Source organism: Planococcus sp. SE5232 (assembly GCF_050686535.1).
GTDB lineage: Bacteria > Bacillota > Bacilli > Bacillales_A > Planococcaceae > Planococcus.
The window spans coordinates 870,796-897,082 of sequence record NZ_JBOGCP010000001.1; the positions used below are offsets into that span (position 1 = coordinate 870,796).

Sequence of the window (26,287 nt, forward strand, 5' to 3'; positions counted from 1 at the left end):
TTTTTTATCTGCACAAAAATCCGAGCAGATTTACTTCATAGAAAGTAAATCTGCTCGGATTTCTTATTTGTCTGCCTATAATTTAAAGCTGGACCGTTATGATTTTGCCTCATCTTTTCGCAGGCCTGGACGTGTGCGCATATCCGTTTCGAAGCGCTCAAGCAATTCTTGTCCTTCAAGTCCATCTTCAAGCAACTCCGACAGCAGCGTTTCTGCATATTTTCGGCGAGCCCGCTTCAAGGTGCCTTTCATAAGGACAGAAATATGATCCCCCATGACCTTTACTGCACACACCACTACTTCAAATGGGGCCGGTTCGTTTCCAGGATAGGAAATGACGACTTGGACCGCTATTGTTTCTTCAATGTTCTTTAAGTGTTCAAACGTTTCCTGGTGGGTCAAGTCGATCAGCATTTCCAGGATCCACGAGCGTTCAGTGTTCTCCTGGTTGATGATGATGCCATCATGTACCGGATAATCGGTCACTTGATCCTCTATTTCAATACCCAGTGACAGCATTTTGAATGTTTTCATGCAGCAATGCCTCCAATACACTAACTTTGTTTCAGTATAGCATATTGAAGATTTGGGTGGCGAACGGAAAAGGGCATGTAAAAAAATGTGAGCTATCCCAAAAGACATTTTTGATTTGGCAGATCCTTTAGCTGGAACTCAATCATTTCAACTAAACAATACGTAAAGAAATTCAGGGGATCTTCCAAAAATGAGATATGAAGGCGCAAAAACCCGCAAAAAATAATTTTTTCGTTTTTGCAAAGAATTCAATCTTCTTAGTATGCTTCAAGTAAGCGAAAGGAGGTGAGAAAATGAATCAAGTCGGAATTGTAGGACGTTTAACAAAAGATCCAGCCATGCGGGTCATGAATGAAGGGCGGATACATACTTCCTTCATCGTAGCGGTCTCCCGAAACTATAAAAATCAGAAAGGAGAAACGGAAACAGATTATGTCCTTTGTTCCACTTGGGGCAAGCCTGCCCACAATGTCTCGAAATACTGCGTCAAAGGATCACTGGTCGCTGTTACCGGCCGCCTGCAGTCACGCTCTTACGATAAAGAAGACGGGACGCGCATCTATGTGACGGAAGTACTTGGCGATCAGATCCGGTTCCTCGACAGAAGAAAACCACAAGAAGAAACCGCCCCTCAGCCGGAAGCATCGCAGTCAGATGAAGACTTCGATTTCCAACCACCAGGGACGGAGCAAGTAAATGCATAAGCAATTTTAAAAAAGGAGGCACTTAGCGATGCCGAAAGATGTACAGCTGCAACTGGAAGTGCATATGGAGCAATTGATCAAACTAACCGCTTTGCTCCATCAGCGATTGGCAGAGGCGGAGCGGGAACTAAGTGAACTGAAATCGATCTTCCGTTCCGTTCAAAAAGGGTGAATATTCACGTCTAAAAGGGGAATCCGGCCAGGTGGGGACCTGGCCGGATTATTTGAAATCAAATTAAGTTATATTAGTTGAACTAAAGAAATTACCTTTTCAATTCAAATTAGTGTGAAGAAACGAAGAAAGCGCTCCAGGCGGATGCTTTCCGCGGACGAAGCGCTGAGCCTCCTCGTCGCAAGCCCGTAGGAAAGCGGAGCTGGTTTGTGGAATATCCATAATTAAATCATTTCTGTTATGGCATATTTGTTCAACTTATATAGTTAAAGTGAATACGTGAACAATTCCTTCAAGTCATTATCCGATAGGTCGGTCATCCACTGACTGGATTGGATGAATTCTTCGGACATCGATTGCTTTTGCACCAGCAGGGCATCGATTTTCTCCTCGATCGTCCCGATCGTTACAAATTTATGGACATGGACAAATTGCGTCTGTCCGATGCGGTAGGCGCGGTCAGTCGCCTGGTTTTCGACAGCCGGATTCCACCATCTGTCCGCATGAAGAACGTGAGTTGCAGCGGTCAAATTAAGGCCGGTGCCACCTGCTTTCAAGGATAGGATGAAAATTGGGAATTTACCAGCCTGGAAAGAAGCCACAAGTGAATCACGCTGCTGTTTCGGCATGCTGCCGGTCAAGAATGGCACTTCATGGCCATACAGCTCATTTATGGCCTGTTGCAGCAAATGCCCCATTCCGATGTATTGCGTAAAGATCAAACATTGTTCCCCGCGTTCTGCAATTTCCCCGGCCAAGGTCACAATGCGCTCCAGTTTTTGAGAACGGGGCATGATTTCAGCAGCGCTCGTATACGGCTCTTTCAAGTACAGAGACGGATGATTACATAGCTGCTTCAATTTGCTCAGCATTTTCAATACCAGCCCTTTTTTCTCAAAACCTGTGAGCGTCTCCATTTTCTGCACCGTATCCTGTACCAACCCTTCGTAAAGAGCGGCCTGTTCGGGCGTCAGAGGACAATACTCCAACTGTTCCAGCTTTTCGGGCAGGTTCAATTGCAGGTCCGGATCTTTCTTCGTCCGGCGCAAAAGGAAAGGCTGAATCCGTTGACGCAATTTTTCCTTATGTTCTTCAGAATTGTCGCGTTCGATTGGAATCATGAAGTTTTCCTGGAACTGCTTGATGCGGTACAGGTAGCCTTTATTGATAAAGTCGAAGATCGACCACAACTCAGACAGGCGGTTTTCAATCGGTGTTCCCGTCAAGGCGATATGGTGGTCACCTTTGAACTTGCGGATCGTCCGCGATTGTTTGGTGTACATATTCTTGATGTTCTGTGCTTCATCCAGCGTAATGCTCGACCAATGCAGGCTCTGCATTTCTTCGCCGTCAGAAGACGCAATGCCGTAAGTCGACAACACGACATCCGGTTTTTCTTCCGCTAAAAAGGCATTGAATTCTTCGCCTTTCGGACGGATGCTGCCGTAATGGGTGACAACCTTCAAAGCAGGCGCAAAACGTTCCAATTCCTTCTGCCAGTTGCCGAGCACAGAAGTCGGACAGACAATCAGTGAGGGCTGATCCGGATTCTTTCCATGCACATGCAAGAGGTACGTAATCAGCTGAACGGTCTTTCCGAGCCCCATATCATCCGCTAAGCAAAGCCCAAAGCCTTCTTCGCGCATAAACACCAAATAATCGAAACCGATCTTCTGGTAAGGGCGCAGCTCCGTCAACAGGTTCTGCGGCAAGGCGGTTTCCGGCAGGTCGCGTTTGTCCAGCAGCTTATCCAGCAAGGTTTTCAGAGAACGGTTCAAATGGAATTCAACCAGCGGATCTTCTTCGTCCGCTGTCTCCTCCAACATGATTTCGGGAACGTTCTGGAACAGCATATCTTTGATTGTCCAGTCTGCATCTTCCGCTTCTTCAATCATTTTCCGCAATTGCATCAACAGGTTTGAATCGACACGCACCCATTCATTGCCGATGCGGATAAATTCCTTGTTTTCGGAAACGAGGCGTTGGAAATCCTGCATGCTCAATTCATGGCCATTCAGCGAAAACTGCCAGTCAAAATTGACGATCTGGTCAAGCCCGACAACCGATGCTTTCTTGATCGGTGAGTTGACGTTGGCTTTGACACGGATCTTCGACTCCTGGACGGCCTTCAACCATGAAGGAATCGACACTTCAACACCGAAGGCCTGGAGGATTTCTGCATCATTGCGGAGAAACTCGAGAATTTCTCCATCTGTCCACTCAGCGTGGTAAAAACGGTCTTCATCAAACCGCTCAACAGAAGGGCATAAACTCAACAGCAGCGCTTGGCGCTCTTTGATATCTTCGGTAAACGCGCGCCACTTCTCAGGCAAGGCCTTATCGATCGGTTCATCGGCACGGCGTTTGGAAGGCGACCAGTAGACACTGCCACGTTTCGAGCGCATTACGACTTTAAAAGACCAAAACTCATCCGCATCCGGTTCGCTCAGTTGTACGGCGACGACATAGTCATCTGCATCCGCCATTCCCTGCCACCCTGCTTTTTGGACAAAACCTTGAATATAAGGCAGCTGAGCAACCGATAAGCCTTTCTGGCGCAATTGATGATGGATCGTATCGCTGAGGAATGTCCGGATTTCCTGATCTCCGTACTTATCACTGATGACAATGTCTCCGTCTTCAACCGAAACATGGTCCCATAATATTGGATCGCTTAAAGAATCGGCGACTTTTCCAGCAAGTTTCAACCAGCCTTCATCTTCTGCACGCTGTCCGGCGAATGTCACGTAATGGTGAGGTTCGCTTTGAAATAGACGTACAAAATCAGCGGGAGTCAACACCAGGTCCAAACCATCTGTCTGAGCTGTCAAACCGAAAAAGCTGTCCTTGTCCAAAAAATACAAATACGGTTTCCAGATTTCCGGAGGAATCCGGTTGCCGGCTTCATTGGTAGCCTGAATACGGAAAAGCTCTCCACGATTAATGGTTAGATAGTAGAGGCGGCTTCCTTCAGTTTGGAATTGATTCATATCAGATTTCCTTTCTCGATCTCTTCCTGGAGTGCACGCAGGCGTTTATTCTGCGTACGGATTTCATTGATGTATGCAGTCCAGAACTCCATTTGACCGCTTTTCTTGCAGGCGGCCTTCATCTTTTTCCAGATGCGGACCGCTTGTTTATAGCTCGGGCGATTGCGCTCTTCAAGGTGAGCCAGCGCATACCGGTGGAACAGCGGGAGCACATAATCCGGTGCTGACGTCTGGACTTCCTTGAGTCCGCATTCCTCTGCAAAATACAAAGGCGAATTATGGAGGTGATGCAGTTCTGCCCATTGTTTGTATAATTGTTTTTCGACTAAGTAAGCAGAGTAGGCGGGCAGCCCGTAATGGCCGAATTGCTTGAACAGATCTTCCCAGTCGTACTCGCTCAATTCGATTTGTGAAAATAAGCGGCTGAGCGTACGCACGTATTGATGGCGATATTGTGTATAAAGCCCTTCAAAAAGGAAGGTCTTTACATGTGGTTTGATTGCCAGCAAAATAGTCGTCAATGCCTGCGGATGATTTTCCCCTTCGGCAAGAACCGCCAGTTCTACCCAATCATGCGTTTCGTTCGGTGATATTTTTTTGATATCCAAATCTTTCTTTAAAATGACAGCGAAAAACGCCTTCAATCGTTCATCCGGATTTTTCAATGCGGCCAGTTCTTCTTCACGAAGTCTGCTGGTGGTGAACAGATTGGTCCAAAACAGCTGGTAAAGTGAGAAACGCTGTGAAAACGAACTGTCCTTCACTTCCATAAATTCACGGATCAAGGTTTTCAAGTATTCAAAAAAAGCATCCGCTTCAAATGTTCGGTGTTGAACACGCAATTGAGCGAGCAAATCACGTAATTCATGCAGTTCATCGTCAAACCATGTTTTGAAGAATGAGTGATGGACTTCCTGAGTGCCGGCGATGAAGGTAGCCCACACTTCCGTCAAGGAAATAAAATGCGCATAGGCGCGGTACAGCACTTTCCACTCCCGCTCTAAAGGCACATAGGATAAGGCGTTTTTCAGACGTCCATCGTACATCTGTTCAAAATAGAAGTAATTCCGGGTGGTGTAATCTGGAATCGCATCACGCCAGATGCTGCGGATCAGCTTTGTCCATTGTTCAGGAGAGCGTTTTTCAGACAACAAAGCCAATTGTTTGCTTTCAGGCTCACGCCATGACGCTACCCATTCGGAAAGAGAACCGATTTTTTGATATAGCGCAAAAATGACCGCCAATCGGTGACGGCACATCGTCTCCTGCGGACAAGCGCATATTGCCGTGAGCTTATCGAAATTGAGAATGACTTTAACTGCATGTGCATCTTTGACAATTGCCTCGAGTAAAAGCCGTTCCTCATTGAACGACTGAATCTGTACGCCGTCATGGCGCACTAAAAAGACTGCTTTTCGAACCATTTCTTCATCCGAAGCACGCGTCGGTAGAAGTGATTTGTCGATAGCAGCCATATAATTGTGAATCGTATCTTCGAATCTTTTCGCCAGGGATTGAACCGTAGCCATATGCATCGCCCCAAAATAAAACTTTCCTTCTATTATACGTCTTTCTGACTGCTCCGTAAACGATGAAGAATACTTTGCTCTTCCATCTCCCGGAAAGCCGCTGGTTTATTTTTCGGTAGTCCTTGTTTTATGTAAAGTAAATGGTACTATAGTAGTAATAAAGTTCTAAATAATTTAATGGAGATAGGAGAATGATCGTTGCTCAATTCGTTTGTTTTGGAAATCCCCGACTTGCGTTCTGTGTTGCATCCAAAGGACGTTGTGGCTTGGGAAGTAATCTATGCGAAAGCTGAATTGGTATTTGGTAAGATCAGCTGGCAAATTTCGTCAGATGGTGATTGTTACAGTATCCAAAACCCGCGGCTGTTTCCGGATTACCTGGAACAGATACAGGTCGATTTCAAAATGAACCGAATCATTTTTTACAAACGGCAAATGTCAGATGAAGAGTTCCATAGTCTGGTGGCTTATATTATGGATAAAGTTTCGATTTACATCAATCCGGATGAAATGCATTTCATGGTCAGTCCTCCGCGGCATCGCCACCAGCGGACACGCAGCAAGAAATAAGGAAGCTCTATATGAAAAGCCTGTTCGCTAATCCGAGTTTGGGATGGTGGACAGGCTTTTTCTGTTGGGGTAGTTTTAGAACGGTTTTATAAATCGCTTCGGCTTTTAGAGAGGATTAGGTTTGTGTGATTCTGTAAGTGGTTTAAGTGGCAGTATTCTTTACGGGTTCTGTAAATCGCTTCGGCGCTTTGGAGAGGACTCCCGCCATAAGCCGGGCACCGCTCCGCTTGCCAGTCTTATGGCTCCGTCCCCTCCGGTGGCGCGCCTCAGCTGAGTGTGGAGTTTATACGCAACCATCATCCTTCTTTTTTGTGGGTGGTAAGGAAAGTAAGGTTCTGAAAACGCTTGGCAGCGGTGGTGCACGCGCCTTCGGTTGGGAATGGTGGCATATTTTTCTGGTTCTTCTAAAAAGGTTTCAAGAAGACGCAATAATTTTGTCTCGTATTTATTAAAAATTGCTAATATTATGTCAAATTTGTAACAAAATCGTAGCCTGATACGTCTATTGTATAAGACTGTTCTTATGCAATTCTATGTTCGAAAAGCGGTTTTTATGGTATGATATATGTAATCAGAATATTACAAAAAAGATGGGGGTGAGTCAGATGTTGCATGTGAAGCTCATGAAGCCGTTCTATACAAAGAAAGAAGGGCATTTGGTGAAGTTCGTGTTTGCTTATCAGTACTTCTCTATCATGAAAGACGACGAGCTGTTCCATTTCATTCCTGTGGAAGGCAAAGAGATCATCGTCAACCTCAACACATTCCAGGTTGAAAATCTCTCGGAAGTCTTCGTCTTCCAGAAAGGCAATCGCTTTATTCGCTTACCTCTATACCAATTGTTGCTCGTGTCGGATATTCACAGACATCTTCAAGCGATCCTGCAGGAAGAGCGAGCTGAATTGATCGAGGTCAACGAACAGTCGAGAAAAGAAGCGGCGGACGCCATCTATTTTCTGGAGCAGGAAAACTACAGCCGTATGATTGATGAAGCATTGAGTGCAGGAGACCGAGCGATGTTCGATGAATTATTGGCCCAACAGCGGGAATCACAACAACTACATGGAGGTTTGTAAAGTGAAATCAGCAGCCTATGGATAAAGAACGCCTTTCCGGATCATTAAGGGGAGGCGTTTTTGAATGGGATTAAATGGAACAGCAAAAGCTCTTTTCCGCTTGAAAGGGAAAAGAGCTTTTAGGTTTCTTCACTATTCATAAGTCACCCCTTACATCAAAGTGTAAAAATTGATAAACAACATGACTGCCGTCGAACCAGCCACACCGATTGCAAGATCTCCCCAGCCGAGCTCAAGTACTTTGTCAAAATTCATCATAATCCGCTCCTTTTCGATTGGGTTTTGTTGATGGAAGATCTTACAGGCAAGTTACCGTATTCGCTAACTTGTTTTTTAGTATAAATAAATGATTCTTAATAAACATCATACAAAATAACTAAAAATTCTAAAAATAAACTAAAAAATTGTTAAGTCGTCCCGACTTTGAAGCAGCAAGGGATCAGAGCTGGATTGAACTATGGAGCGGGTATTGGTACATTGAGTCATATGGACCGTAACGAAGACAGAGAAGGGGGAGTATTCATTATGAAATTCTATTTATCGATGGATATGGAAGGTGTTACAGCTTTGCCGGATTATACATATGTGGATTCGAAAGAAAACAATTACGAGCGGGGACGCCGCCTGATGACGGCGGATGCCAATGCCATCGTCCGTGGCTCATTTGATGCGGGAGCCGAAGAATTTCTGATCAACGACAGCCATTCAAAAATGAATAACCTGATTGCAGAAGAGTTGCATGAAGAAGCGGACTTGATTACCGGAGGGGTAAAGGCATTTTCGATGGTTGAGGGCTTGGACAGCAGTTACACGGGTGCTTTTTTTGCCGGCTACCATGCACGGGCAGGCCAAAAGGGGGTTATGGCCCATTCCATGATTTTTGCGGTCCGGACCATGTGGATCAATGACGTGGAAGTAGGGGAACTTGGCTTTAATGCATATGTTGCCGGCTATCACGGGGTCCCGGTTCTAATGGTCGCTGGAGACGATTGTGCATGCCGGGAAGCAGAAGCCTTGATCCCGAACATCACGACAGCGGCAGTCAAACAATCGCTGACGCGTTCAGCTGTTCGAACCCTGCATCCGAAAAAAGCGCAAAAGCTTTTGCGCGAACAAACCATCCGCGCCATTGAAAACCGGGCGAATGTCCAGCCGCTGGTGCCGCCCGAGACACCGCTGTTGAAAATCGAGTTCACGAATTATGGAGAAGCAGAACTTGCCGCTATGATGCCGGGTTGTGAGTTGGAGGAAGGCACGACCATCGTGCATTTCCAGGCGAAAGATATTCTGGAAGCTTACCGGGCCATGCTGGTGATGAGTGAACTTGCCATGCAGGCGAAGTTCTGCTGAATCGCGGGTTGATTAACTAAAGCGGATTTCAGGTTATAATGAAAAAAGCCTGAAATACAGAAAAAGAGGAGTAGATCATTTTGCGGAAATTGCCGAAACGACTGAAAAAAGGGGACACCGTTGGCATCATTGCGCCTTCGAGTCCGCCCAATCAAGAAAACCTGCAGAAAGCACTGCCGTTTCTGGAAGAACTGGGTTTAAAAATCAAGCTTGGCAAATCGGTTGATGCTGCCCATGGCTATTTAGCGGGAACAGATGAAGAACGTCTGGCCGATCTTCATGCCATGTTCGAAGACCCGGAAGTGTCCGGCATCATTTGCGCGGGCGGTGGATATGGTGCTGCGCGTTATGCAGATAAGATCGATTACGCCATGATCATGGAAAACCCGAAAGTGTTCTGGGGCTATTCAGACATCACCTTTTTACATACAGCGATCGGCGAATACGCCGAGATGGTGACATTCCACGGACCGATGCTGGCATCTGATGTCGGCAAGCCGGAATTCCATGAACGCAGCGGCCGCATGTTCGGCCAATTGTTCGAACCATTTGAGCTGCATTATACAGAAGAAGTCGCACCGCTCGAAACACTGGTCGGTGGAGTCGCACAGGGTGAACTGGTCGGCGGAAACCTGTCGCTGATTCGCAGTGCAATCGGCACCAAGTTCGACTTGGATGTCAAAGGCAAAATTTTATTGATTGAAGACATTGATGAAGAGCCATACGAAGTGGACGAAATGCTCAACCAATTGCGGATGGCGCGCAAATTCGATGAAGCGGCAGGCATTGTCGTCGGCGACTTCAAAAATGCCAGCCCGAAAAAACGCAAGCCGTCACTGACGTTGGACCAGGTATTCAACGATTACTTCAACGACTTGAAAATTCCAGTCGTCAAAGGCTTTAAAATCGGCCATTGCGAACCGCATTTCTCGGTACCGCTGGGGGCGCTTGCACGGCTGGATGGAGACGCGAAAACCTTGACCATCCTTCCAGGAGTCGAATAAAGAGAAACTTCAATCAGTGGGGGGGCATCCCACACTGCCTGTTAAAGCGGGATAATCCGAAAAAGAAATGGAGTGGAGAATTTGCTGCAGACAGAATCTACGGCGTGGGTATGTAGTGTGCCGGTCGCAACCGTTTGGACAGCGCCGGAAAAAGCGCGTCCCGTCGATGCGGAAGGCATTTCAGAAAATCCGAACATCAATAAATGGCTGCAGGAAATGAGCCGTGCGGACAATAAAGACCTGACGGACAGTGGGCGCATCCAGACGCAGCTTCTCTATGGCGAGCCTGTATTGGTCGAGGAAGTAGTGGATGGCTGGGCGAAAATCATCGCGCTTTGGCAGCCATGCCACAAAGATGAGCGGGGCTACCCGGGATGGGTGCCAAAGGATCAATTGAAGGAAGTCGAAGCCCTAACTGAGCTCGGATATGCCCGTGTAACGGCCAACAAAGCCCAGCTCTGGACAGAAGAATTCAAGCCTTTGAAAGCGGTATCCTTCAATACGTTATTGCCGGTCAAGGAACTTGGCGATTTCGTCCGCCTGCAAACACCGGATGGCGATGCGCTGGTCATGGCGGATGCTGTGGAAATAGTTGCCGCCTATAACCAAAGTCCGCAGGGGAGCGGCCTGGACATCGCCAAGCTGGGAGCAGGATTCTTAGACCTGCCTTATCTATGGGGCGGCATGTCGAGCTACGGTTATGATTGTTCGGGGTTCACTTATAATTTAATGAAAGCAAACGGCATCATCATTTCACGCGATGCCGTCGATCAAGCGATGGAAGGCAGCGAAATTGATCAGCATGACCAGAATTCCTGGCATATCGGTGATTTGCTGTTCTTTGCCTATGAAGAAGGAAAAGGCAATCTTCACCATGTGGGGGTCTATTATGGCAACGGCTTGATGCTGCATTCCCCGACTCCCGGAAAGTCAGTGGAAATCATTGAACTGGCCGGCACCAAACACGAAACGGAGTTATGCACCGTTCGCCGATTTGTGGAAACTGAAGAACAGGACTAAAGGGGATACTTCCTCTCTGTATTTTCCAAACAGCCCGCTATCAACAGCTTTGTGAATAAAATCATTTAGCTGGAGCGTTTGCTTAGAGATGAAATGGGCAGCGAAATGTGTTATAATAAACAGATAGTGTTTAAAAAGAGAGGCGTGGTAATGATGGCATTCCAACCCCATGAAAAAGAAGTATCAGAATTCGTAGCAGCGCGCTACATCGGTGAATGGATTTCCTTCACTCGCAACGGCGTCGATGTGAACGGCACCATCTTTAAAATTATGGACAACTCGGTAATTGTTGAGATTTCACCAGAAGACGCAAAAGAAATCGGTGCGCCATCCAACATGACCGTAATTTCACATAAGAAATACCGCATCGTCGAAGCATAATTCCATTAGAAAGAAGGCTGTCTGCCAAAGGTAGCCTTCTTTTTTTGTACTTTTTTATAAGAAGCTTCTTAGTTAGCGGGAGTATTTTTTACCGTGTTCTGCAAGCCGCTTCGGTGCTTTGGAAAGACGCGCTTTCGCTTAGTGAGTGGAGTAAATTGGAATGATTCTGTAAGCGGTTTGGTGAGCAGTAGTATTTTTTACTGTGTTCTGAAAGTCGCTTCGGCGCTTTGGAGAGGACTCCCGCCATAAGCCGGGCACCGCTTCGCTTGCCAGTCTTATGGCTCCGTCCCCTCCGGTGCCGCGCCTTAGCTGGGTGTGGGGCTTGTACGCAGCAGCCTGATTTTTTGTTTGGTGGTAGGGGGAGTGGGGTTCTGGAAACGCTCGGCAGCGGTGGTGCACGCGCCTTCGCTTGGATAGGGAGAGGAGCTTTTGGCTAGTGGTAGTAGTTTGAGCTGGGGTCTGCAAGCCGCTTCGGCGCTTTGGAGAGGACTCCCGCCATAAGCCGGACAGCGCTCCGCTTGCCAGTCTTATGGCTCCGTCCCCTCCGGCGGCGCGCCTCAGCTGGGTGTTGTTTTGTAGGAAGCCAACTTTCTTTTTTTGTGGATGGTATATTTTGTAGGGTTCTGAAAACGCTCGGCAGCGGTAGTGCACGCGCCTTCGCTTGTAATGTTGATCGGAGACATATTCTACATGAAGTTTTCGAGTGGCTAGCTGAGAGTTTTGTACTTATACTGGAACAAGTGGCATTTTTATCTCATCCTTTTGGATCCATACATGAATTCCGTGAAAATGTACTGACAAATCATGTGTTGAGTGGGGGAATCCATCACTGGGTGTGAGCTAAGTCAGGATAGAGAGTGTCGCTTCCTATGATGGGCTGTTCGCCCCGCGAACAGCTTCCATTTAGGGGCTTGAACTTATTGGAATAGGTGGAATTCAGGTAAGGAAGGGAAATGTGCAGATAAAGGAGCAACAGGTTCATGTATAGAGGGGAAGCGGTCATGTAGCCGTTCACAAAAATTAGGTAGAACCATAAAAAGTTTATGTAGAAGTATACAACCTCTCACTCACAACTACCCACAAACTTAAAACCAAAAGCGATCCGCTTCGCTCCTCCAACATGCCCGCTTTTTCTCACGCGAAAAGCATAAGGGCAAATCATTTCTTTCTCTCTTCAAATGAAGACAACAGAGATGCTTACCCCCTCACTTTCTATCAATTTGAAGAAACCTAGGAGAAAGAGCGGAAGGAGGCGACTCCTTGGGGAGCAGCGAAGTGCCGAAATCCACTCGGGCCATAGCCCGAGTTAGTTCGGCGCAAGCCCCCTGGAAAGCGTCCTTCTGGAGCGATTTCTTTACCCCTATATGAATGCTCCTACAATCGCTGCGCTAGCTTCGTCGCAAAGCCACTGTCCGAACTCCCTTCGGCCAATGTCTTGTCCGCCTGGAGCAAATTCTTCCACCTTCTCAATCTCTCCTCAACCATTCTTCTAAGCCTTTTGGCTCAAACCTTTTAAATATTGGAAAATGTGGCAGCTAATGCGTTCCAAAGGGGAAGGTTTTTTGGTAAAGTAAAGTGAAGCAGAACGTCAATTGCCTTGAAAGGACATACGCGCATGATATCAGACTTCAGATTCTGGCACTTCTTCCCAAGACAAGGGCAACTTATACATAATATCCAAAATACCGAAATGCGCAACGTCAATAAACGCATTGCCTGCATCATCGCCATCGGCTTGCTGGTCTTTGCCATCAGTGAAATCTGGGGCATGAACACCGATTCCCTGACGCCGCTATTAGCAGCGGGCATGTGGGACGCTTATACATTGGCACGTTGGACATCGCTTGTCGGAACACTGCTATGGGCAGGCTTCTATTTGGCTTTCCATCTTTATGGCGCCGCTTTTCTATTCAGCAAAATTCTCAGAATGCCATGGCGGGCAGCAATTATTATGCAGACCTATGTCACTGCATTGCTGGTCATCGAAAAGGGCTTGGTTTTCGCATTGTTTTCTGTGACCGGTTTTACGATGCCCGTATCAATCTTTTCGTTTGGACCGATTGCCGCGACATTCCTGGATAACCACTTCCTGATTTATTTCTTTAACCAACTGACTTTATTCACTTCGCTGATTATTGCGGTGCAGTACCGATTTATCCGCAGCTTTACGAAAATCAACCCGAAGCTGATTTTATTCGGCTTGATCATTCTCCATATCTTTGCTGCCCTGATTGTGGCATCTTTTGGCCTGATTCCAGTGGACGATATGCTGAGCGGGTTCATGGAAGGGGGCAATTCGGTTGAATAGATTCTTTTTTGTAGGCTTATCAGTTGCAGTCATCGCCTTTCTGACAGCCAACTCCCTTTTAATGTTCGGCGAAAAAAGCATCCTTTCGAAAAGCGTTTATGTCAGTGACTATGAACAGGCCTATACGCATACATACGAGACCCAGATGTTCAAAGAAGCATTGACGGCGCCGCAGGGAACCGTGAAAATCTATGTACAGGACCATGAAGCGCTTCAGCAATGGATGGTGGGTGAAGGCGACAGCGTTACAGCAGGATCCGAACTTGCTACATTGAACGAAGCGGAAACCGAAGAGCAGCGTGCGGTTTGGGAAACACAGAAAACCGCTTTGGAAGGGCAACGGACAGAAGTAAGAAGTTCACTTGCCACACTTCAGCAGGCGAGAGCTGCCCAAGGCGGACCGGTCTCACAGGACGCGACCGATAATTCCGAAATCACCAATGACGAGGATGAGACCATTCAGTTTGATGTCAATGTTTCGGTCGGTGTAGCAGTTCCGCAGGATGGTTCCTACGCCGCAGGCATTGCGCAGGCCGAACAACAGCTGGCTTCGATTGAATCGCAATTGGCAGTGCTCGAGGCGCAATTATCGCAAAGCCTGTCGAATCCATCGGTCATCAGCCCAGTGGATGGAACAGTCGCTAAGATCAACCGGGACACAGAACCGTTGAGCATCGAACTCTATTCAAATGAAAAAGTATTCCTCAGCTATGTGCTGGAGGATGAATGGCCGCTGGTTGAAGTGGCGGATCTGGTTAAAATTGAAGGTGAAGGCATAGACGGCATCGCGACTGGAACGGTCCAAAGTGTTTCCAAGATGCCGGCTGAAGAATCGAAATGGCTGGAAGCCTATCATCAGTTAGATCCGAAAGAACAGAACAACCCGCTCGCCTATTACGAAGTGCGGATTGTTGCGGATACGCCGATTGAAAATACCATGCCTTATGGCAGCAACGTCAATACATCCATTACCTTGGAAACCGCAGAAGACGCGGTAGCTCTTCCGACCACCTGGCTTTTCAACTATGACGGTACGGAAGGCAAAACCCATACCTTGAACATCAATGGCCGGCCGAAGACTCTGGCAGTGGCAACCAATTTTGAAGACGGTGCGAGAGCCGTGCTGTCTGAGGGCCCTGAAGCCGGAACGGTTGTCATCCATGAGGAAAAACTGGAGAACTTCGTTTCGCCTCCAAAGGTCTTCATGCCGTTCCCAAGCCACCAGCCTGATTTCGAATACGCCAAAAATACGTATTGGCGTGCCTACGTCGAATACCTGCTGGCTCGTTAACCATTCATTAGACCGACCCGGAAGCAACAGCTTTCGGGTTTTTGATTGTTCAAAAGAGCATGGGGGTTAATCTGCAGGGTGCAATAGTGTACGATGGATTGAGATAAAACTGCTCAGTGGAGATCTTGAACCACTGCTGACATGAAATGAAAATAGCGAGTGAACGGAGTGAACAGAAATGGAAGAAACAGATTGGCGATTTAAGATAGCACACCGGGAAGCACGGATCGGCGTGGGCTTGGCGCTGTTCAACTTTGTCTGGTGGTTTGGATTTGCATATGGCATGGGTTCACGGCCGGTAGAGGAATACAGCTATGTCTTCGGTTTGCCGGATTGGTTTTTCTATAGCTGCGTCGTCGGCTTTTTGGTGATTGCGGTGCTGGTGATCGTCATCGTGAAATTCTTCTTTGTAGAAGTCCCATTTGAGGAAGAGGAGGATTCCCAATGAATTACGCTGTATTAGTACCGATGATCGTCTTTTTGTTGATCATCTTCTTTATCGGCTATTGGGCAAGCCGTAAATTATCGGCGTCCTCCAATTTCATCAGCGATTATTTCCTGGGCGGCCGTGAACTCGGCGGATTTGTCCTGGCCATGACCATGGTGGCAACCTACGGCAGTGCGTCGAGTTTCTTGGGCGGACCCGGAACTGCCTATACGATGGGCTTCGGTTGGGTCTTGCTTGCAATGTCGCAAGTGGTCACCGGCTATTTCGTCCTGATGATCCTCGGCAAGAAATACGCCATCATGGCCCGCCGCTACAAAGCCGTCACCATGATCGATTTCCTGAAATCGCGCTATGACAGTACAGCCGTCGTGCTGTTGTCGGCACTCAGCATCATCATCTTCCTTTTCTCTGCCATGGCGGCGCAGTGGATCGGCGGCGCTCGCCTCGTGGAATCACTGACGGGCTTATCGTATAATTCGGCTTTATTTTTATTTGCCGCCAGTGTCCTTGTTTACGTCACCATCGGCGGGTTCCGTGCAGTTGCATTGACCGATGCCGTACAGGGTGCAGTTATGCTGATCGGAACATTGGTCCTGCTGATCGCGGTCATCATCGCAGGGGGAGGCATTCCGAACATCGTCAATGATCTCATCAATGAAAACCCGAATCTGGTCACGCCATACGGAGCAAGCGGTGATTTAAGTGCCGCTTACGTGTCGTCATTCTGGATCCTGGTCGGTGTCGGCGTCGTCGGCCTGCCGCAGATTGCCGTGCGGGCGATGTCCTACAAGAATTCACGTTCGATGCACAGAGCTTTGATCATCGGGACGATCGTCACCGGCTTCATCATGCTCAATATGCATTTGATCGGCGTTTTTGCACGTCCTGTACTTCCGGGAATTGAAATCGGCGACAAAGTCATCCCGCTCATTGCGCTGGAAACTTTGCCGCCGTGGGTAGCCGGCATCGTTCTCGCCGCTCCGATGGCTGCCATCATGTCGACCGTCGATTCCTTATTGCTGCTGGTCAGCTCGTCGATCGTCAAAGACGTCTACTTGAATTACATAAAACCGGACGCCACCATCAAAACCATCAAGCGCGTATCATTCGGTGTCACAGGCATCCTGGGAATCATCGTCTTTCTGCTGGCCTTGGATCCGCCCGACTTGCTGATCTTCCTGAACCTGTTCGCCTTTGGAGGCTTGGAAGCAGCTTTCATCTGGCCGATCGTTTTGGGTCTGTATTGGAAATGGGGCAATAAATACGGCGCAATCGCATCGATGGCGACCGGAATCCTCAGCTATATCGGGCTGCATTTCTACAACCTGGAAAACGGCAACCTGTTCGGCGTCCATACCGTGACGCTGCCGGTGCTCTTGTCGCTCGTCGCTTTCATTGCCTTTAGTTTGTTGATCGGCAGGAAGGCTTATAATTATAATGTACGTTGATGAAATAGGGGATTGAGGAGATTGCTTTGCCTAGCCTGTAGACACACCGGCGCTGGAGCGTTTGCATAGATATGGAGCAAAACAGCGAAGACTCCTGCGGCTTAGCGATTCGACCGATACACCGCAGGGAGCGCAGCGGACGAGGAGGATTGGGCGGGAGCCCGCTGGAAAGCGAAGCTGTTTTGCGGAATATCGGCTAAAAAACCATAGTTCAACTCATATAGTTCAATTTAGTCAATTATAAATCCAAACCACAAGTGAATTTTTGGACATTTACAGATGCCGGAAACAGGCGTAAAATGAATGCTTATATTCGGAAAGCGAAAGAAGGTCTTTGCAATTGACTCAGTGGAAAATTTACGGCATCCTGACAGCAGTGATGATTGTCTGGGGCTTTAACTTAGCCTCTGTTAAATACATGGTGGCATTTGTGGATCCGGTGACCTTGACGGCATTCCGTATTTTATTGGCGGGATTGTCGGTGATCGGAATTCTGGCTGCCTTCAGAATGCTGCGTTGGCCGGCTAAAAGCGACTGGAAGTTCATCTTCCTCGGTTCGCTGCTCAATGTCGTTGCGCATCATTATTTCCTGTCGAACGGCCTGTCCTTGACCACCGGCTCGAATGCCGGGTTGATCCTTGGGACAGGACCGATGTTGACGGCGGTGCTGGTATCGCTGATCATGCGTAATTTCCCGTCCAAACTGCAATGGCTTGGTGTAATCGTCGGCTTTGCTGGCGTTGCGGCTACAGTATTGGTGGGCAACGGCGCTGCGACGGGATTGAACGTCGGTGACATTTTCGTCTTCATCTCGATCCTTGCGCAGGTGCTGAGCTATATCGTCATCGCCAATGCCGCGCGCTCACTGGATCCGCGTCTATTGACGGGCTATATGTTCGTGGTGGGCGCAACCGTCCTATTCATCATTTCGCTCATTCAGGAGCCGGGGGAAATCCGGGCTTTCGCCATGGTACCCGTATCGTTCTGGATTGCTTTTCTGTTCTCGGCGATGCTGGGGACAGCGGTCGGCCATATGCTCTATAATTATTCGATCGGGCAGGCCGGACCGACAAAAGCCGCCATCTTCATGAACCTGAACACCTTATTTTCCCTTGTGGGTGCCAGCGTCATTTTGAATGAAAAGATCACACCCGGCCATATCTACGGCTTGGTGCTGATTGTCATCGGCGTGCTGTTCGGTTCTGGGGCTGCCGAAGATCTCTTGAAGAAACGAAAAAAACGGCTCTCGCATTGAGCTGTTTTTATTGTTGGAAAAGCCGAAATTGCAATGCAGGGTGGCTGCTATTCTTTTTTTGCGCCCTCTTTTTATTTACAGGGAAGTTCACTATAATAGAAGAAAGTTAGACAGCCAAGAACAATCAGAGGAGTGAAAAGCCATGGCCACATTATGGGGAACGCCAGAGAAATTAGAAGAGTTATTGTGTGAACTTGTCGGTTGGAAAAGCCTGACATTGACCGATGGAGAAGTGGAGTTTGCCTTTAAGCTGAAAGACAAACTGATGGAGCTTCCCTATTTCCAGGAACATCCGGAATATATCGGATTGGGTGAAGTGAATTGGGAGCGGCAAAATGTGACGGCTCTCTATAAACACCCGGAAGCGGTCGACACGATTGTCCTGCTCAGCCATTTCGACACGGTGCACACAGGAGAATACGGAGATCTGGAACCTTTGGCATGCAGTCCCTATAAATTGGCGGAGGCCTTCAAGCTGATCCGTGACGAATTCGACGCGGACACGTTAAGCGACCTCGATTCAGGCGAATACCTCTTCGGACGCGGAACGATGGATATGAAAGCTGGCCTTGCCCTGCATATGGCTTTGATTGAAAAAGCCTCTATCGAAGAATGGCCGATCAATCTGCTGCTGATGACGGTGCCGGACGAGGAAGTCAACTCGGCAGGCATGCGCTATGGCGTAGCCAAGCTGCTCGACCTTGAGCGCGAACACGGGCTTGAATTCATCCTGTTCCTTAACGGCGAACCCGTATTTGCGATGAAACCTGGCGATAAGACTCACTATCTGTATACTGGCTCAATCGGGAAAATCATGCCATCGGCGTTGTTTTACGGCAAAGAGACTCATGTCGGCGAACCGTTGTCAGGCATCACATCAAGCTATATTTCGACCTATCTGACCCATCGGATGGAATGGAATCCAAGTTTCAAGGAAGTCGTCTATGGGGAGACGACACCGCTGCCGGTCACTCTGATGCAGCGTGATATGAAGTTGTCCTATTCGGCACAGACTCCGTACCGTACGTCGGCCATGTACAATGTCTTCATGATGGAACGCAACGCGGAAGAAGTCTTCGAGATTTTTGAAAACGTCGCGAAAGAGGCAGCTGCCCATTGCGAGCGCGATTACCGTGCCATGTGTGAACGCGAAAACATCGAACCGTTCGGCAGCATCAATGTCATGCGCTACGAAAAACTGATGGAATACGCGCTCAATAAATTCGGTCACGACTATATCACCGATTTGTTGCGCGACACGCTGATGCATCCCGAATGGGACGTCCGCGAAAAGTCCATGCATGTCACAGACATCCTGCTCATCAATTGCCAGGAACTGACTCCTGCCATGGTCCTGATGTACGCACCGCCTTATTATCCGCCCGTCAATTCATCAGAAAACGAGCTGATCAAATTATGCGTCGAACAAGTCACAACCAATGCCAAAGAAAAGTTCAACTTGGACATCGAACAAGTTCATTATTTCAACGGCATCTCTGATCTGAGCTACGTCAATTACACGGATCAAAACGGGGGCTGGATCACCTATGAAAACAACACGCCCGTCTATGGCGATCCCTACAGCATCCCGTTCGAAGCCATGAAACAATTGACCGCTCCTGTTTTGAACGTTGGACCCTACGGCAAAGACGCCCACAAACGCACCGAGCGTCTGCACATCAAAAACACATTCGAAGAAATGCCCATTCTCTTAGAAGAAATGATTCTATCCATACCCGTGAAAAGCCGCCATTGAGGCGGCTTTTTTTGGTTGGCGTTTAGGTCGAGAGGGTGAGCAGGATGCTTTAGTGGGGTCAGTTCAAGATCGATTTTGTGGCTTTTCGCGAGCGAAAAGCGTTTTTGGGGTTGGACATCTGAGTGTTTTGGGGTTGGACATCTGAGTGTTTTGGGGTTGGACATCTGAGTGTTTTGGGGGAGAGATAGTTTAGGATCCGGTGGATTTAGGTAAAGGTGGTGAATATTCAGGTAGGAGTGAAGTTGGTTGATGTATGGAGAGGGAGAGTTCATGTAGAGGGCGGGAAATGTGAGATAGACGGCATTGATTCATATAGAAGCTTGAAAACTTGAGGTAGGAGCGTAGTTTAGTGATATATGGAGATGAAAGATTCTTGTAAAAGTCCGAATACGTAAGATAGAAAGAAACACTATATACAGAGAAGAAGAAATGTCAGGTAGAAAACTGAGACTTTCACGTAAAACTCGCAAATTATCGCATAAACTTATACTCAAAAATCATTTTTGAAAGCTATAATAGGTTCAAAAATTAGATTTGGATATAAATGGTAATTCCCTATTTTATCTGTTAAACTAATGAGAAAAAGGAGAGATTTTATGATCATTAAACATCGCGAAAAGCCGAAAAAAATTGCGGGGTATGAAGCTTTATTAAAAAGGCTGCCGCCGACTCATCCAAAACGGATGGCTGTGAAAAATAGTTTAAATAATGCCAACGCGGGCTACGGAGGGGAAGAACGCTTGGATGAAGCGCTGGAATTTTTTGACCCGCCTTATCCTCACCTGATTATCCAGGCTTTTTCATTGGGAGAGTCGTTTAAAGTTCAAGTGGATACGGTGGTGCTCACCCAGAGCTGTGTGTTTTTACTGGAAATAAAAAATATCGCGGGAAAGCTTCAATTCAAGCAAAATCCGAGTGCGCTGCATTCGATATTGACAAATGGAGAGATTAAAAGCTATAAGAGTCCCATCACGCAAATGAATGAAACTGCTATACGCATGAACAAATTTTTGAAAACCCTCGGTTGTCCACTGTCGGTGGCGACTATTATTGTCATCGCGCATCCTTCGCAAATTGTTGAAGACGCGCCGCCTAATGCTCTTATTTTAGCTTCGGGCGAGCTCAATTTTCACTTATCGAAAATGAAATTGCCGAAACCGATTATTTCTATAGAAGAACTTCATCAGCTTGGGCAAAGTTTAGTGGATATTCATCGGGATTATCACCCTTTCCCTCTGGCTCCTAAATTTCAAATCGAACAGTCTGAAATCGAAGCTGGAGTCTTTTGTCCACGCTGCGTATTTGAAAAGATGGCAAGAACAAAGCGTATCTGGGAATGTGAATCGTGCCGACTGACCAGCCAAGATGCCCCTGTTGATGCGTTGCTGGACTGGTTCATGCTAATAAAACCTACAATCAATACAGCTGAATGCCTCGATTTTATCGGTCTAGAAAAACTCGATACAGCCAAGCGATTTCTGGTCCGAAACGGTTGCCAACCAATAGGCGGCAGGCGATACCGCGAATATACCCGTCCGTTGAAGGGAAAATAAACAAACTTTCACCGGAAATATAATAGAATTCTTGTAAAGTCATGTAGAGAAACGGATGCTTCATGTAGAGATTGCAATTGATCATGTAGCCGACAAAAAGCTTCACGTAGGAATCAAGAAGTCATGTAGAGAGTTAGATACTTCATGTAGAGATCGCAATTGGTCATGTAGAAAACAAAAATCTTCACGTAGGAATTAGGAAGTCATGTAGAGAGTTAGATACTTCATGTAGAGACCGCAATTGATCATGTAGCCGACAAAAAGCTTCACGTAAGAATCAGAAAGTCATGTAGAGAATCGAAAACTTCATGTAGAGACCTCAACTATTCATGTAGCCAACAAAAAGCTTCATGTAGGAATCAAGAAGTCATGTAGAGAGTTAGATACTTCATGTAGAGATCGCAATTGATCATGTAGAAAACAAAAAGCTTCACGTAAGAATCAGAAAGTCATGTAGAGAGTTAGATACTTCATGTAAAGAGTCGAAAACTTCATGTAGGGACTTCATCTATTCATGTAGCCAAAAAATAACTTCATCTTGAAACCCACACCCAAACTATTTCTTCACAAATCCCCCCGTTCCTCGTGTACAATCAAACTATTAAAGTGAATTTCTCATACAAAGGAGACAATTGCATGGATATCGAACAGCAAATACGTGAATACTTCAATCATTTCCATACGCATCCTGAAGTCAGTTGGAAAGAGGTGGAGACCACCAAGAAACTGGCGGCGATCATGACTGAGCTGGGTGTAGGATACCATACGTTTCCAGATGTCACCGGGTTGATTGCGGAAATCGGCAACGGGCCGGAAGTGGTGGCGATTCGAGCGGATATTGACGCGCTTTGGCAGGAAGTGGACGGCAAACTCCAGGCCAATCATTCCTGCGGACACGATGCCAATATGGCGATGGTGCTCGGAGCACTTCTGCACTTGAAAGACGAAACCTTGACGAAACGGGTCCGTTTTATTTTTCAGCCAGCAGAAGAGCTCGGAAATGGCTCGCTGTCGATGATCGAGCGGGGAGCCATCGACGGAGTCTCACATTTATACGGCGTGCATTTGCGGCCGATCGAGGAATTGCCGTTTGGCCAAGTGGCGCCTGCGCTGCATCATGGATCCGGCATCTTCTTGAGAGGGAAGATCACTGGTGTGGATGCACACGGCGCTCGACCACATCAAGGCAAAAATGCCATCGATGTCCTTGCAGCGATTCATCAATTTGTGAAATCGATTTATTTTTCCCCGTTTGAATCGTACTCGGCGAAACTCACGCATATCCAGACGGGCGGCGACAGTTTGAACATCATTCCGGGAAGCGCTCATTTTGCCATGGATGTCCGCTCCCAATCGAATGGGCTCATGAAAGAACTTCAGCAAAAAATCGCTGACGGTTTGGAGGCGATCGCTAAGCTGCACGATGTCGGAATTTCCTATGAGTGGACAGATTACACGCCAGCTGCGGAAGTTTCCGAAACAGCGATGCAGATTGCAGACGCTGCCATCCGGCAAACCTTGGGGGACGAAGCGACAGCTCCACCGGTCCATACGACAGGTGCTGACGATTTTCATTTCTACACGATCAAAAAACCGGAATTGCATGCAGCCATGATCGGCATCGGCGCGGATCTCACACCTGGGCTCCACCATCCGGATATGCGCTTTAACCACGAAGCCCTTGCGATTGGCGCACGTGTTTTGGCAAATATAGTAAGGCAATAAACCGAAGTAAAACAAAAGTAGTAGTTTTTTTAAAATAAAGGATAGAAAAGGGGTGAAAAAGGGTATAGGTAAAAATATAGTGAAAAAATGTATTTGAGAGTTCTCGAATAGGGAGGAGGGCATATGAAAAAGCCGATTATTTCTGCACTTATCGTATTATTATTTTTATTTTCGACATCACCGGTTCAAGCCCATCATTTCCCGGACTTATCTAAATACCATTTTGCCTATTATTCGATCCATAACTTATCCAAGGCTGGAATTTTAAACGGTTACAGCAATGGCAAATTTGGTCCTAACGACAATGTAACGAGAGCGCAGGCAGCCTTGATCCTCGCGAAAACCCTGAAACTGGATTTGGATACCGCATTCAAGCCGAAGTTCACGGATGTTCCAACCAACCACTATGCTTATAAGGAAATTGCGGCCTTAACTGAAAAAGGTGTATTCGCGGACGTCAAAAAATTCAATCCGGCAAGTCCTTTGCCAAGATCGCAGATGGCAAAAATCATCATCGAAGGTTTCGATATTGTCGTAGACAACAACCATGAAATCAATTTCAAGGATGTCCCTTCAACTTATTGGGCACATTCCTATATCGTGACGATGGCCGAAGTTAATATCACCAGAGGCGTGACGACCTCTACTTTTCAGCCGGAGACCCTGGTGACGCGTGCTCAGCTGGCAGCATTTATCGAACGTTCCATGCAATTTGCGGAACGGGTAAAAACAAAAACTGTCACATATGACAGCGGCAGTAAAGCCTATTCGGGAGTAACTTCAGTAGCCTATGACACCATCGCCCTAGTCAATGAAAAAAGACAGGCGGCAGGTGTAGGAAAAGTTCAGGAAGATCCTGAACTGTCGAAAATTGCACAGTTGAAGGCGGAAGATATGGCTCGAAATAATTATTTCGACCATACCTCACCTACGTATGGGCTTCCATGGGAAATGGCCGTCGATTTGGGTTATCCAACCAACCAGGTAGGGGAAAACTTAGCGAGCGGCTATATTACAGCGGATGAAACGGTTAGGGCGTGGATGGAATCCCGCGGCCATAAAGACAACCTGTTGTTGAAATCATATACGGTTATCGGCGTTGGCTATATGGAAGATTCAGATGGATTTCCTTATTGGGTGCACATGTACGCCATCCGATAACCAAAGAAATGCATGTTTCCACAGAATATTTCCCGGGAAATAACTTAAAATACTAACAACTCTTATTTTGGCCAAACACATGCTATCATGAAGTTAAGCCGATATCCGAGACCCTCTTTTACTAGAGGGTCTCATTTTTATATGACCTGTAACTGCCCGTTAGACTGGACAGGCAGGATACCGGATATATAGGCGTTTTTGGCTTATGTTCTGGCTTTTCTCAATGGAATATCCCGCTGAGCGAAGCTTTTCTTTATATCCGTTGAAAAGAACGTTTCTTTCCAATGGATACAGGGTATTGTAAATAAGTTTACTGAAAAGGGGAGAAAATGAATGAATGCTTTTTTAGATGGGGTTACGTGGTTCGTCGATAACGTCAACACGTTGCTCTGGACATACATATTAATTGCACTTTTGATGGGCCTTGGCCTGTACTTTACCATTCGCACCAAATTCGTCCAAGTTCGCTTGTTCGGCGAAATGTTCCGCGTCATCACGGAGAAGAAGGACGGCGATAGCGGCGTATCCGCTTTCCAGGCATTCACGATCTCAACCGCATCACGTGTCGGAACCGGCAATATCACAGGTGTCGCATTAGCAATCGCCATCGGTGGTCCGGGAGCAGTCTTTTGGATGTGGATGGTGGCTATCATCGGCATGGCTACCGCTTTCATTGAAAGCACATTGGCGCAGGTCTATAAAGTCCGTGACGGCGAGCAATTCCGCGGCGGTCCGGCCTATTACATGGAAAAAGCGCTGGGCAACCGTAAACTTGGTATTGTCTTCGCGATTCTATTGACACTCGCGTTCGGCTTTATCTTCAATTCTGTCCAATCCAATACCATTGCGCAATCGTTCGAGGATGTTTTCAATATTCCTGATTGGTCGGTTGGTCTTGGGCTGGTACTTTTAACAGCTGTCATCATATTCGGCGGTGTTAAACGCATTGCACGCGTTACGCAAGTCGTCGTACCGATTATGGCAACGATCTACATTTTTGTTGCATTGTATATCGTCATCATAAACTTTACGGAAATTCCTGCCGTTTTCACCCTGATCATCCAAAGTGCATTCGGTTTGGAAGAAGCGGTAGGCGGCGGTATTGGTGCCGCCATTATGCAAGGTGTCCGCCGGGGCTTGTTCTCCAACGAAGCGGGTATGGGTTCTGTACCGAACGCAGCAGCTTCTGCCAACGTTTCGCATCCTGCGAAGCAGGGGCTTGTGCAGAGTTTGGGCGTTTTCTTTGACACCATTGTCATCTGTTCGGCAACTGCTTTCATCATTATCCTGGCAGACCTGTATTCAAATGGCGAACAGGAAGGGATCCTGCTGACGCAGGCATCATTGAATGTTCACTTGGGCAGCTGGGCGCCTTATTTCCTGGCGATTGCCATCCTGTTCTTTGCGTTCAGTTCGATCATCGGTAACTACTACTACGGTGAAACGAACATCGAATTCATCAACGCCCACAGCGGTTGGCTGACTGCTTACCGTTTCGGCGTATTGGCGATGGTGATGTTCGGTGCATTGGCACAGGTTCAATTGGTCTGGAACATGGCCGATCTGTTCATGGGCTTCATGGCTGTACTCAACCTCGTAGTCATCGCCTTGCTCGGCAAAATTGCCTTCAAGGTGCTGGATGATTACACAGGCCAGCGCAAAGCCGGAAAGAATCCGGAGTTTTTTGCTAAAAATATCCCCGGCCTGAAGAACACTGAATGCTGGGGCGACGAAGAAAGCCGCCACGAATAAGGTATCCACCCCCTTTTGCTTACCGGCAAAAGGGTTTTTTTATGTTCATTTCTTGAGTCGCACCAATTTCTAAAAAAAATGAAGACTCTCTTCTCCAGCAGTCTTACTTCATTAGTTGGAGAAGAGGAGAATGAGTGGGTTTGAGCGTTATTTCCGCTGTTTAATGGGAAAGAAACAGATGAACTATTCAGCACAGAAATACATTGTAAGAATAATGCGTTTTTTGTGTAAATTGTATGGAAGGAGCAGGTTTAATTTGG

21 protein-coding genes are annotated in these 26,287 nt (G+C 47.2%); 18 read left to right on the top strand and 3 right to left on the bottom strand.

What is annotated here, in order from left to right; genetic code table 11:
- Positions 1-96: 96 nt before the first annotated feature.
- Positions 97-534 (bottom strand): YwpF-like family protein, encoded by a 438-nt coding sequence (locus ACRC6Q_RS04195; RefSeq protein ID WP_223634814.1) that lies wholly within the window; start codon positions 532-534, stop codon positions 97-99.
- Positions 535-827: 293 nt separating this feature from the next.
- Between ACRC6Q_RS04195 and ACRC6Q_RS04200 the strand changes: the two genes are divergently transcribed.
- Both ACRC6Q_RS04200 and ACRC6Q_RS04205 read left to right on the top strand, forming a co-directional pair.
- On the top strand, positions 828-1,238 hold the full coding sequence (locus tag ACRC6Q_RS04200; protein ID WP_223634812.1) for a single-stranded DNA-binding protein: 411 nt from the start codon (positions 828-830) through the stop codon (positions 1,236-1,238).
- 28 nt (positions 1,239-1,266) lie between these two features.
- On the top strand, positions 1,267-1,410 hold the full coding sequence (locus ACRC6Q_RS04205; RefSeq protein ID WP_169314366.1) for a hypothetical protein: 144 nt from the start codon (positions 1,267-1,269) through the stop codon (positions 1,408-1,410).
- 266 nt (positions 1,411-1,676) lie between these two features.
- Here the strand turns inward: ACRC6Q_RS04205 and ACRC6Q_RS04210 are convergent, their stop codons facing one another.
- Both ACRC6Q_RS04210 and ACRC6Q_RS04215 read right to left on the bottom strand, forming a co-directional pair.
- Positions 1,677-4,400 carry a DEAD/DEAH box helicase gene (locus ACRC6Q_RS04210; protein ID WP_223634810.1) on the bottom strand — a complete coding sequence of 908 codons (2,724 nt, stop codon included), beginning with the start codon at positions 4,398-4,400 and terminating at the stop codon, positions 1,677-1,679.
- Positions 4,397-5,929, bottom strand: coding sequence for a hypothetical protein (locus ACRC6Q_RS04215; protein ID WP_431465863.1), 1,533 nt, complete (start codon positions 5,927-5,929; stop codon positions 4,397-4,399). The genes ACRC6Q_RS04210 and ACRC6Q_RS04215 overlap by 4 nt, the downstream gene beginning before the upstream one ends.
- A gap of 198 nt (positions 5,930-6,127) precedes the next feature.
- On the opposite strand from ACRC6Q_RS04215, the gene ACRC6Q_RS04220 reads away from it, so the two are divergent.
- The 16 genes from ACRC6Q_RS04220 (at position 6,128) to ACRC6Q_RS04295 (ending at position 26,027) form a co-directional block, all read left to right on the top strand.
- Entirely contained in the window at positions 6,128-6,499 is a 372-nt protein-coding gene (locus tag ACRC6Q_RS04220; protein ID WP_431465864.1) for a hypothetical protein, read from the top strand.
- Between the two features lie 605 nt (positions 6,500-7,104).
- A complete protein-coding gene (locus tag ACRC6Q_RS04225) occupies positions 7,105-7,575 on the top strand; it encodes a transcriptional regulator (protein WP_223634802.1) in 471 nt (156 codons plus the stop codon).
- A 525-nt stretch (positions 7,576-8,100) separates the two neighbouring features.
- Positions 8,101-8,925 (top strand): M55 family metallopeptidase, encoded by an 825-nt coding sequence (locus ACRC6Q_RS04230; RefSeq protein WP_431465865.1) that lies wholly within the window; start codon positions 8,101-8,103, stop codon positions 8,923-8,925.
- 80 nt (positions 8,926-9,005) lie between these two features.
- Entirely contained in the window at positions 9,006-9,929 is a 924-nt protein-coding gene (locus tag ACRC6Q_RS04235; protein WP_431465866.1) for a S66 peptidase family protein, read from the top strand.
- Positions 9,930-10,001: 72 nt separating this feature from the next.
- Positions 10,002-10,949: a C40 family peptidase gene (locus ACRC6Q_RS04240; RefSeq protein WP_317851901.1), complete on the top strand. Its 948-nt coding sequence runs from the start codon at positions 10,002-10,004 to the stop codon at positions 10,947-10,949.
- Positions 10,950-11,099: 150 nt separating this feature from the next.
- The gene (locus ACRC6Q_RS04245; RefSeq protein ID WP_223634790.1) at positions 11,100-11,330 is read left to right on the top strand and encodes a DUF2187 family protein; all 231 of its coding nucleotides are present in this window, start codon (positions 11,100-11,102) and stop codon (positions 11,328-11,330) included.
- Positions 11,331-12,945: 1,615 nt separating this feature from the next.
- Entirely contained in the window at positions 12,946-13,638 is a 693-nt protein-coding gene (locus tag ACRC6Q_RS04250) for a hypothetical protein (protein ID WP_431465867.1), read from the top strand.
- A complete protein-coding gene (locus tag ACRC6Q_RS04255) occupies positions 13,631-14,929 on the top strand; it encodes an efflux RND transporter periplasmic adaptor subunit (RefSeq protein ID WP_223634784.1) in 1,299 nt (432 codons plus the stop codon). The genes ACRC6Q_RS04250 and ACRC6Q_RS04255 overlap by 8 nt, the downstream gene beginning before the upstream one ends.
- A 178-nt stretch (positions 14,930-15,107) precedes the next feature.
- The gene (locus ACRC6Q_RS04260) at positions 15,108-15,377 is read left to right on the top strand and encodes a YhdT family protein (RefSeq protein ID WP_223634782.1); all 270 of its coding nucleotides are present in this window, start codon (positions 15,108-15,110) and stop codon (positions 15,375-15,377) included.
- Entirely contained in the window at positions 15,374-16,825 is a 1,452-nt protein-coding gene (gene panF, locus ACRC6Q_RS04265; protein ID WP_223634779.1) for a sodium/pantothenate symporter, read from the top strand. The genes ACRC6Q_RS04260 and panF overlap by 4 nt, the downstream gene beginning before the upstream one ends.
- A 340-nt stretch (positions 16,826-17,165) precedes the next feature.
- Positions 17,166-18,080, top strand: a complete 915-nt coding sequence (locus tag ACRC6Q_RS04270) for a DMT family transporter (RefSeq protein WP_431465868.1) — start codon at positions 17,166-17,168, stop codon at positions 18,078-18,080.
- A 142-nt stretch (positions 18,081-18,222) separates the two neighbouring features.
- A complete protein-coding gene (locus ACRC6Q_RS04275; RefSeq protein WP_223634775.1) occupies positions 18,223-19,836 on the top strand; it encodes a M20/M25/M40 family metallo-hydrolase in 1,614 nt (537 codons plus the stop codon).
- Between the two features lie 596 nt (positions 19,837-20,432).
- Positions 20,433-21,389, top strand: coding sequence for a nuclease-related domain-containing protein (locus tag ACRC6Q_RS04280; RefSeq protein WP_431465869.1), 957 nt, complete (start codon positions 20,433-20,435; stop codon positions 21,387-21,389).
- A gap of 636 nt (positions 21,390-22,025) precedes the next feature.
- A complete protein-coding gene (locus ACRC6Q_RS04285) occupies positions 22,026-23,114 on the top strand; it encodes an amidohydrolase (RefSeq protein ID WP_431465870.1) in 1,089 nt (362 codons plus the stop codon).
- Positions 23,115-23,237: 123 nt separating this feature from the next.
- Entirely contained in the window at positions 23,238-24,275 is a 1,038-nt protein-coding gene (locus tag ACRC6Q_RS04290) for an S-layer homology domain-containing protein (RefSeq protein ID WP_431465871.1), read from the top strand.
- A gap of 333 nt (positions 24,276-24,608) precedes the next feature.
- Positions 24,609-26,027 (top strand): alanine/glycine:cation symporter family protein, encoded by a 1,419-nt coding sequence (locus ACRC6Q_RS04295; RefSeq protein ID WP_431465872.1) that lies wholly within the window; start codon positions 24,609-24,611, stop codon positions 26,025-26,027.
- The last annotated feature ends 260 nt before the right edge of the window (positions 26,028-26,287 follow it).

Excerpts from the sequence above, each read along its gene's own strand:
- ACRC6Q_RS04195 (WP_223634814.1), bottom strand. The coding sequence starts at position 534 with ATGAAAACATTCAAAATGCTGTCACTGGGTATTGAAATAGAGGATCAA.
- ACRC6Q_RS04200 (WP_223634812.1), top strand. The coding sequence starts at position 828 with ATGAATCAAGTCGGAATTGTAGGACGTTTAACAAAAGATCCAGCCATG.
- ACRC6Q_RS04205 (WP_169314366.1), top strand. The coding sequence starts at position 1,267 with ATGCCGAAAGATGTACAGCTGCAACTGGAAGTGCATATGGAGCAATTG.
- ACRC6Q_RS04210 (WP_223634810.1), bottom strand. The coding sequence starts at position 4,400 with ATGAATCAATTCCAAACTGAAGGAAGCCGCCTCTACTATCTAACCATT.
- ACRC6Q_RS04215 (WP_431465863.1), bottom strand. The coding sequence starts at position 5,929 with ATGGCTACGGTTCAATCCCTGGCGAAAAGATTCGAAGATACGATTCAC.
- ACRC6Q_RS04225 (WP_223634802.1), top strand. The coding sequence starts at position 7,105 with ATGTTGCATGTGAAGCTCATGAAGCCGTTCTATACAAAGAAAGAAGGG.
- ACRC6Q_RS04230 (WP_431465865.1), top strand. The coding sequence starts at position 8,101 with ATGAAATTCTATTTATCGATGGATATGGAAGGTGTTACAGCTTTGCCG.
- ACRC6Q_RS04245 (WP_223634790.1), top strand. The coding sequence starts at position 11,100 with ATGATGGCATTCCAACCCCATGAAAAAGAAGTATCAGAATTCGTAGCA.
- ACRC6Q_RS04250 (WP_431465867.1), top strand. The coding sequence starts at position 12,946 with ATGATATCAGACTTCAGATTCTGGCACTTCTTCCCAAGACAAGGGCAA.
- ACRC6Q_RS04260 (WP_223634782.1), top strand. The coding sequence starts at position 15,108 with ATGGAAGAAACAGATTGGCGATTTAAGATAGCACACCGGGAAGCACGG.
- panF (WP_223634779.1), top strand. The coding sequence starts at position 15,374 with ATGAATTACGCTGTATTAGTACCGATGATCGTCTTTTTGTTGATCATC.
- ACRC6Q_RS04275 (WP_223634775.1), top strand. The coding sequence starts at position 18,223 with ATGGCCACATTATGGGGAACGCCAGAGAAATTAGAAGAGTTATTGTGT.
- ACRC6Q_RS04280 (WP_431465869.1), top strand. The coding sequence starts at position 20,433 with ATGATCATTAAACATCGCGAAAAGCCGAAAAAAATTGCGGGGTATGAA.
- ACRC6Q_RS04285 (WP_431465870.1), top strand. The coding sequence starts at position 22,026 with ATGGATATCGAACAGCAAATACGTGAATACTTCAATCATTTCCATACG.
- ACRC6Q_RS04290 (WP_431465871.1), top strand. The coding sequence starts at position 23,238 with ATGAAAAAGCCGATTATTTCTGCACTTATCGTATTATTATTTTTATTT.
- ACRC6Q_RS04295 (WP_431465872.1), top strand. The coding sequence starts at position 24,609 with ATGAATGCTTTTTTAGATGGGGTTACGTGGTTCGTCGATAACGTCAAC.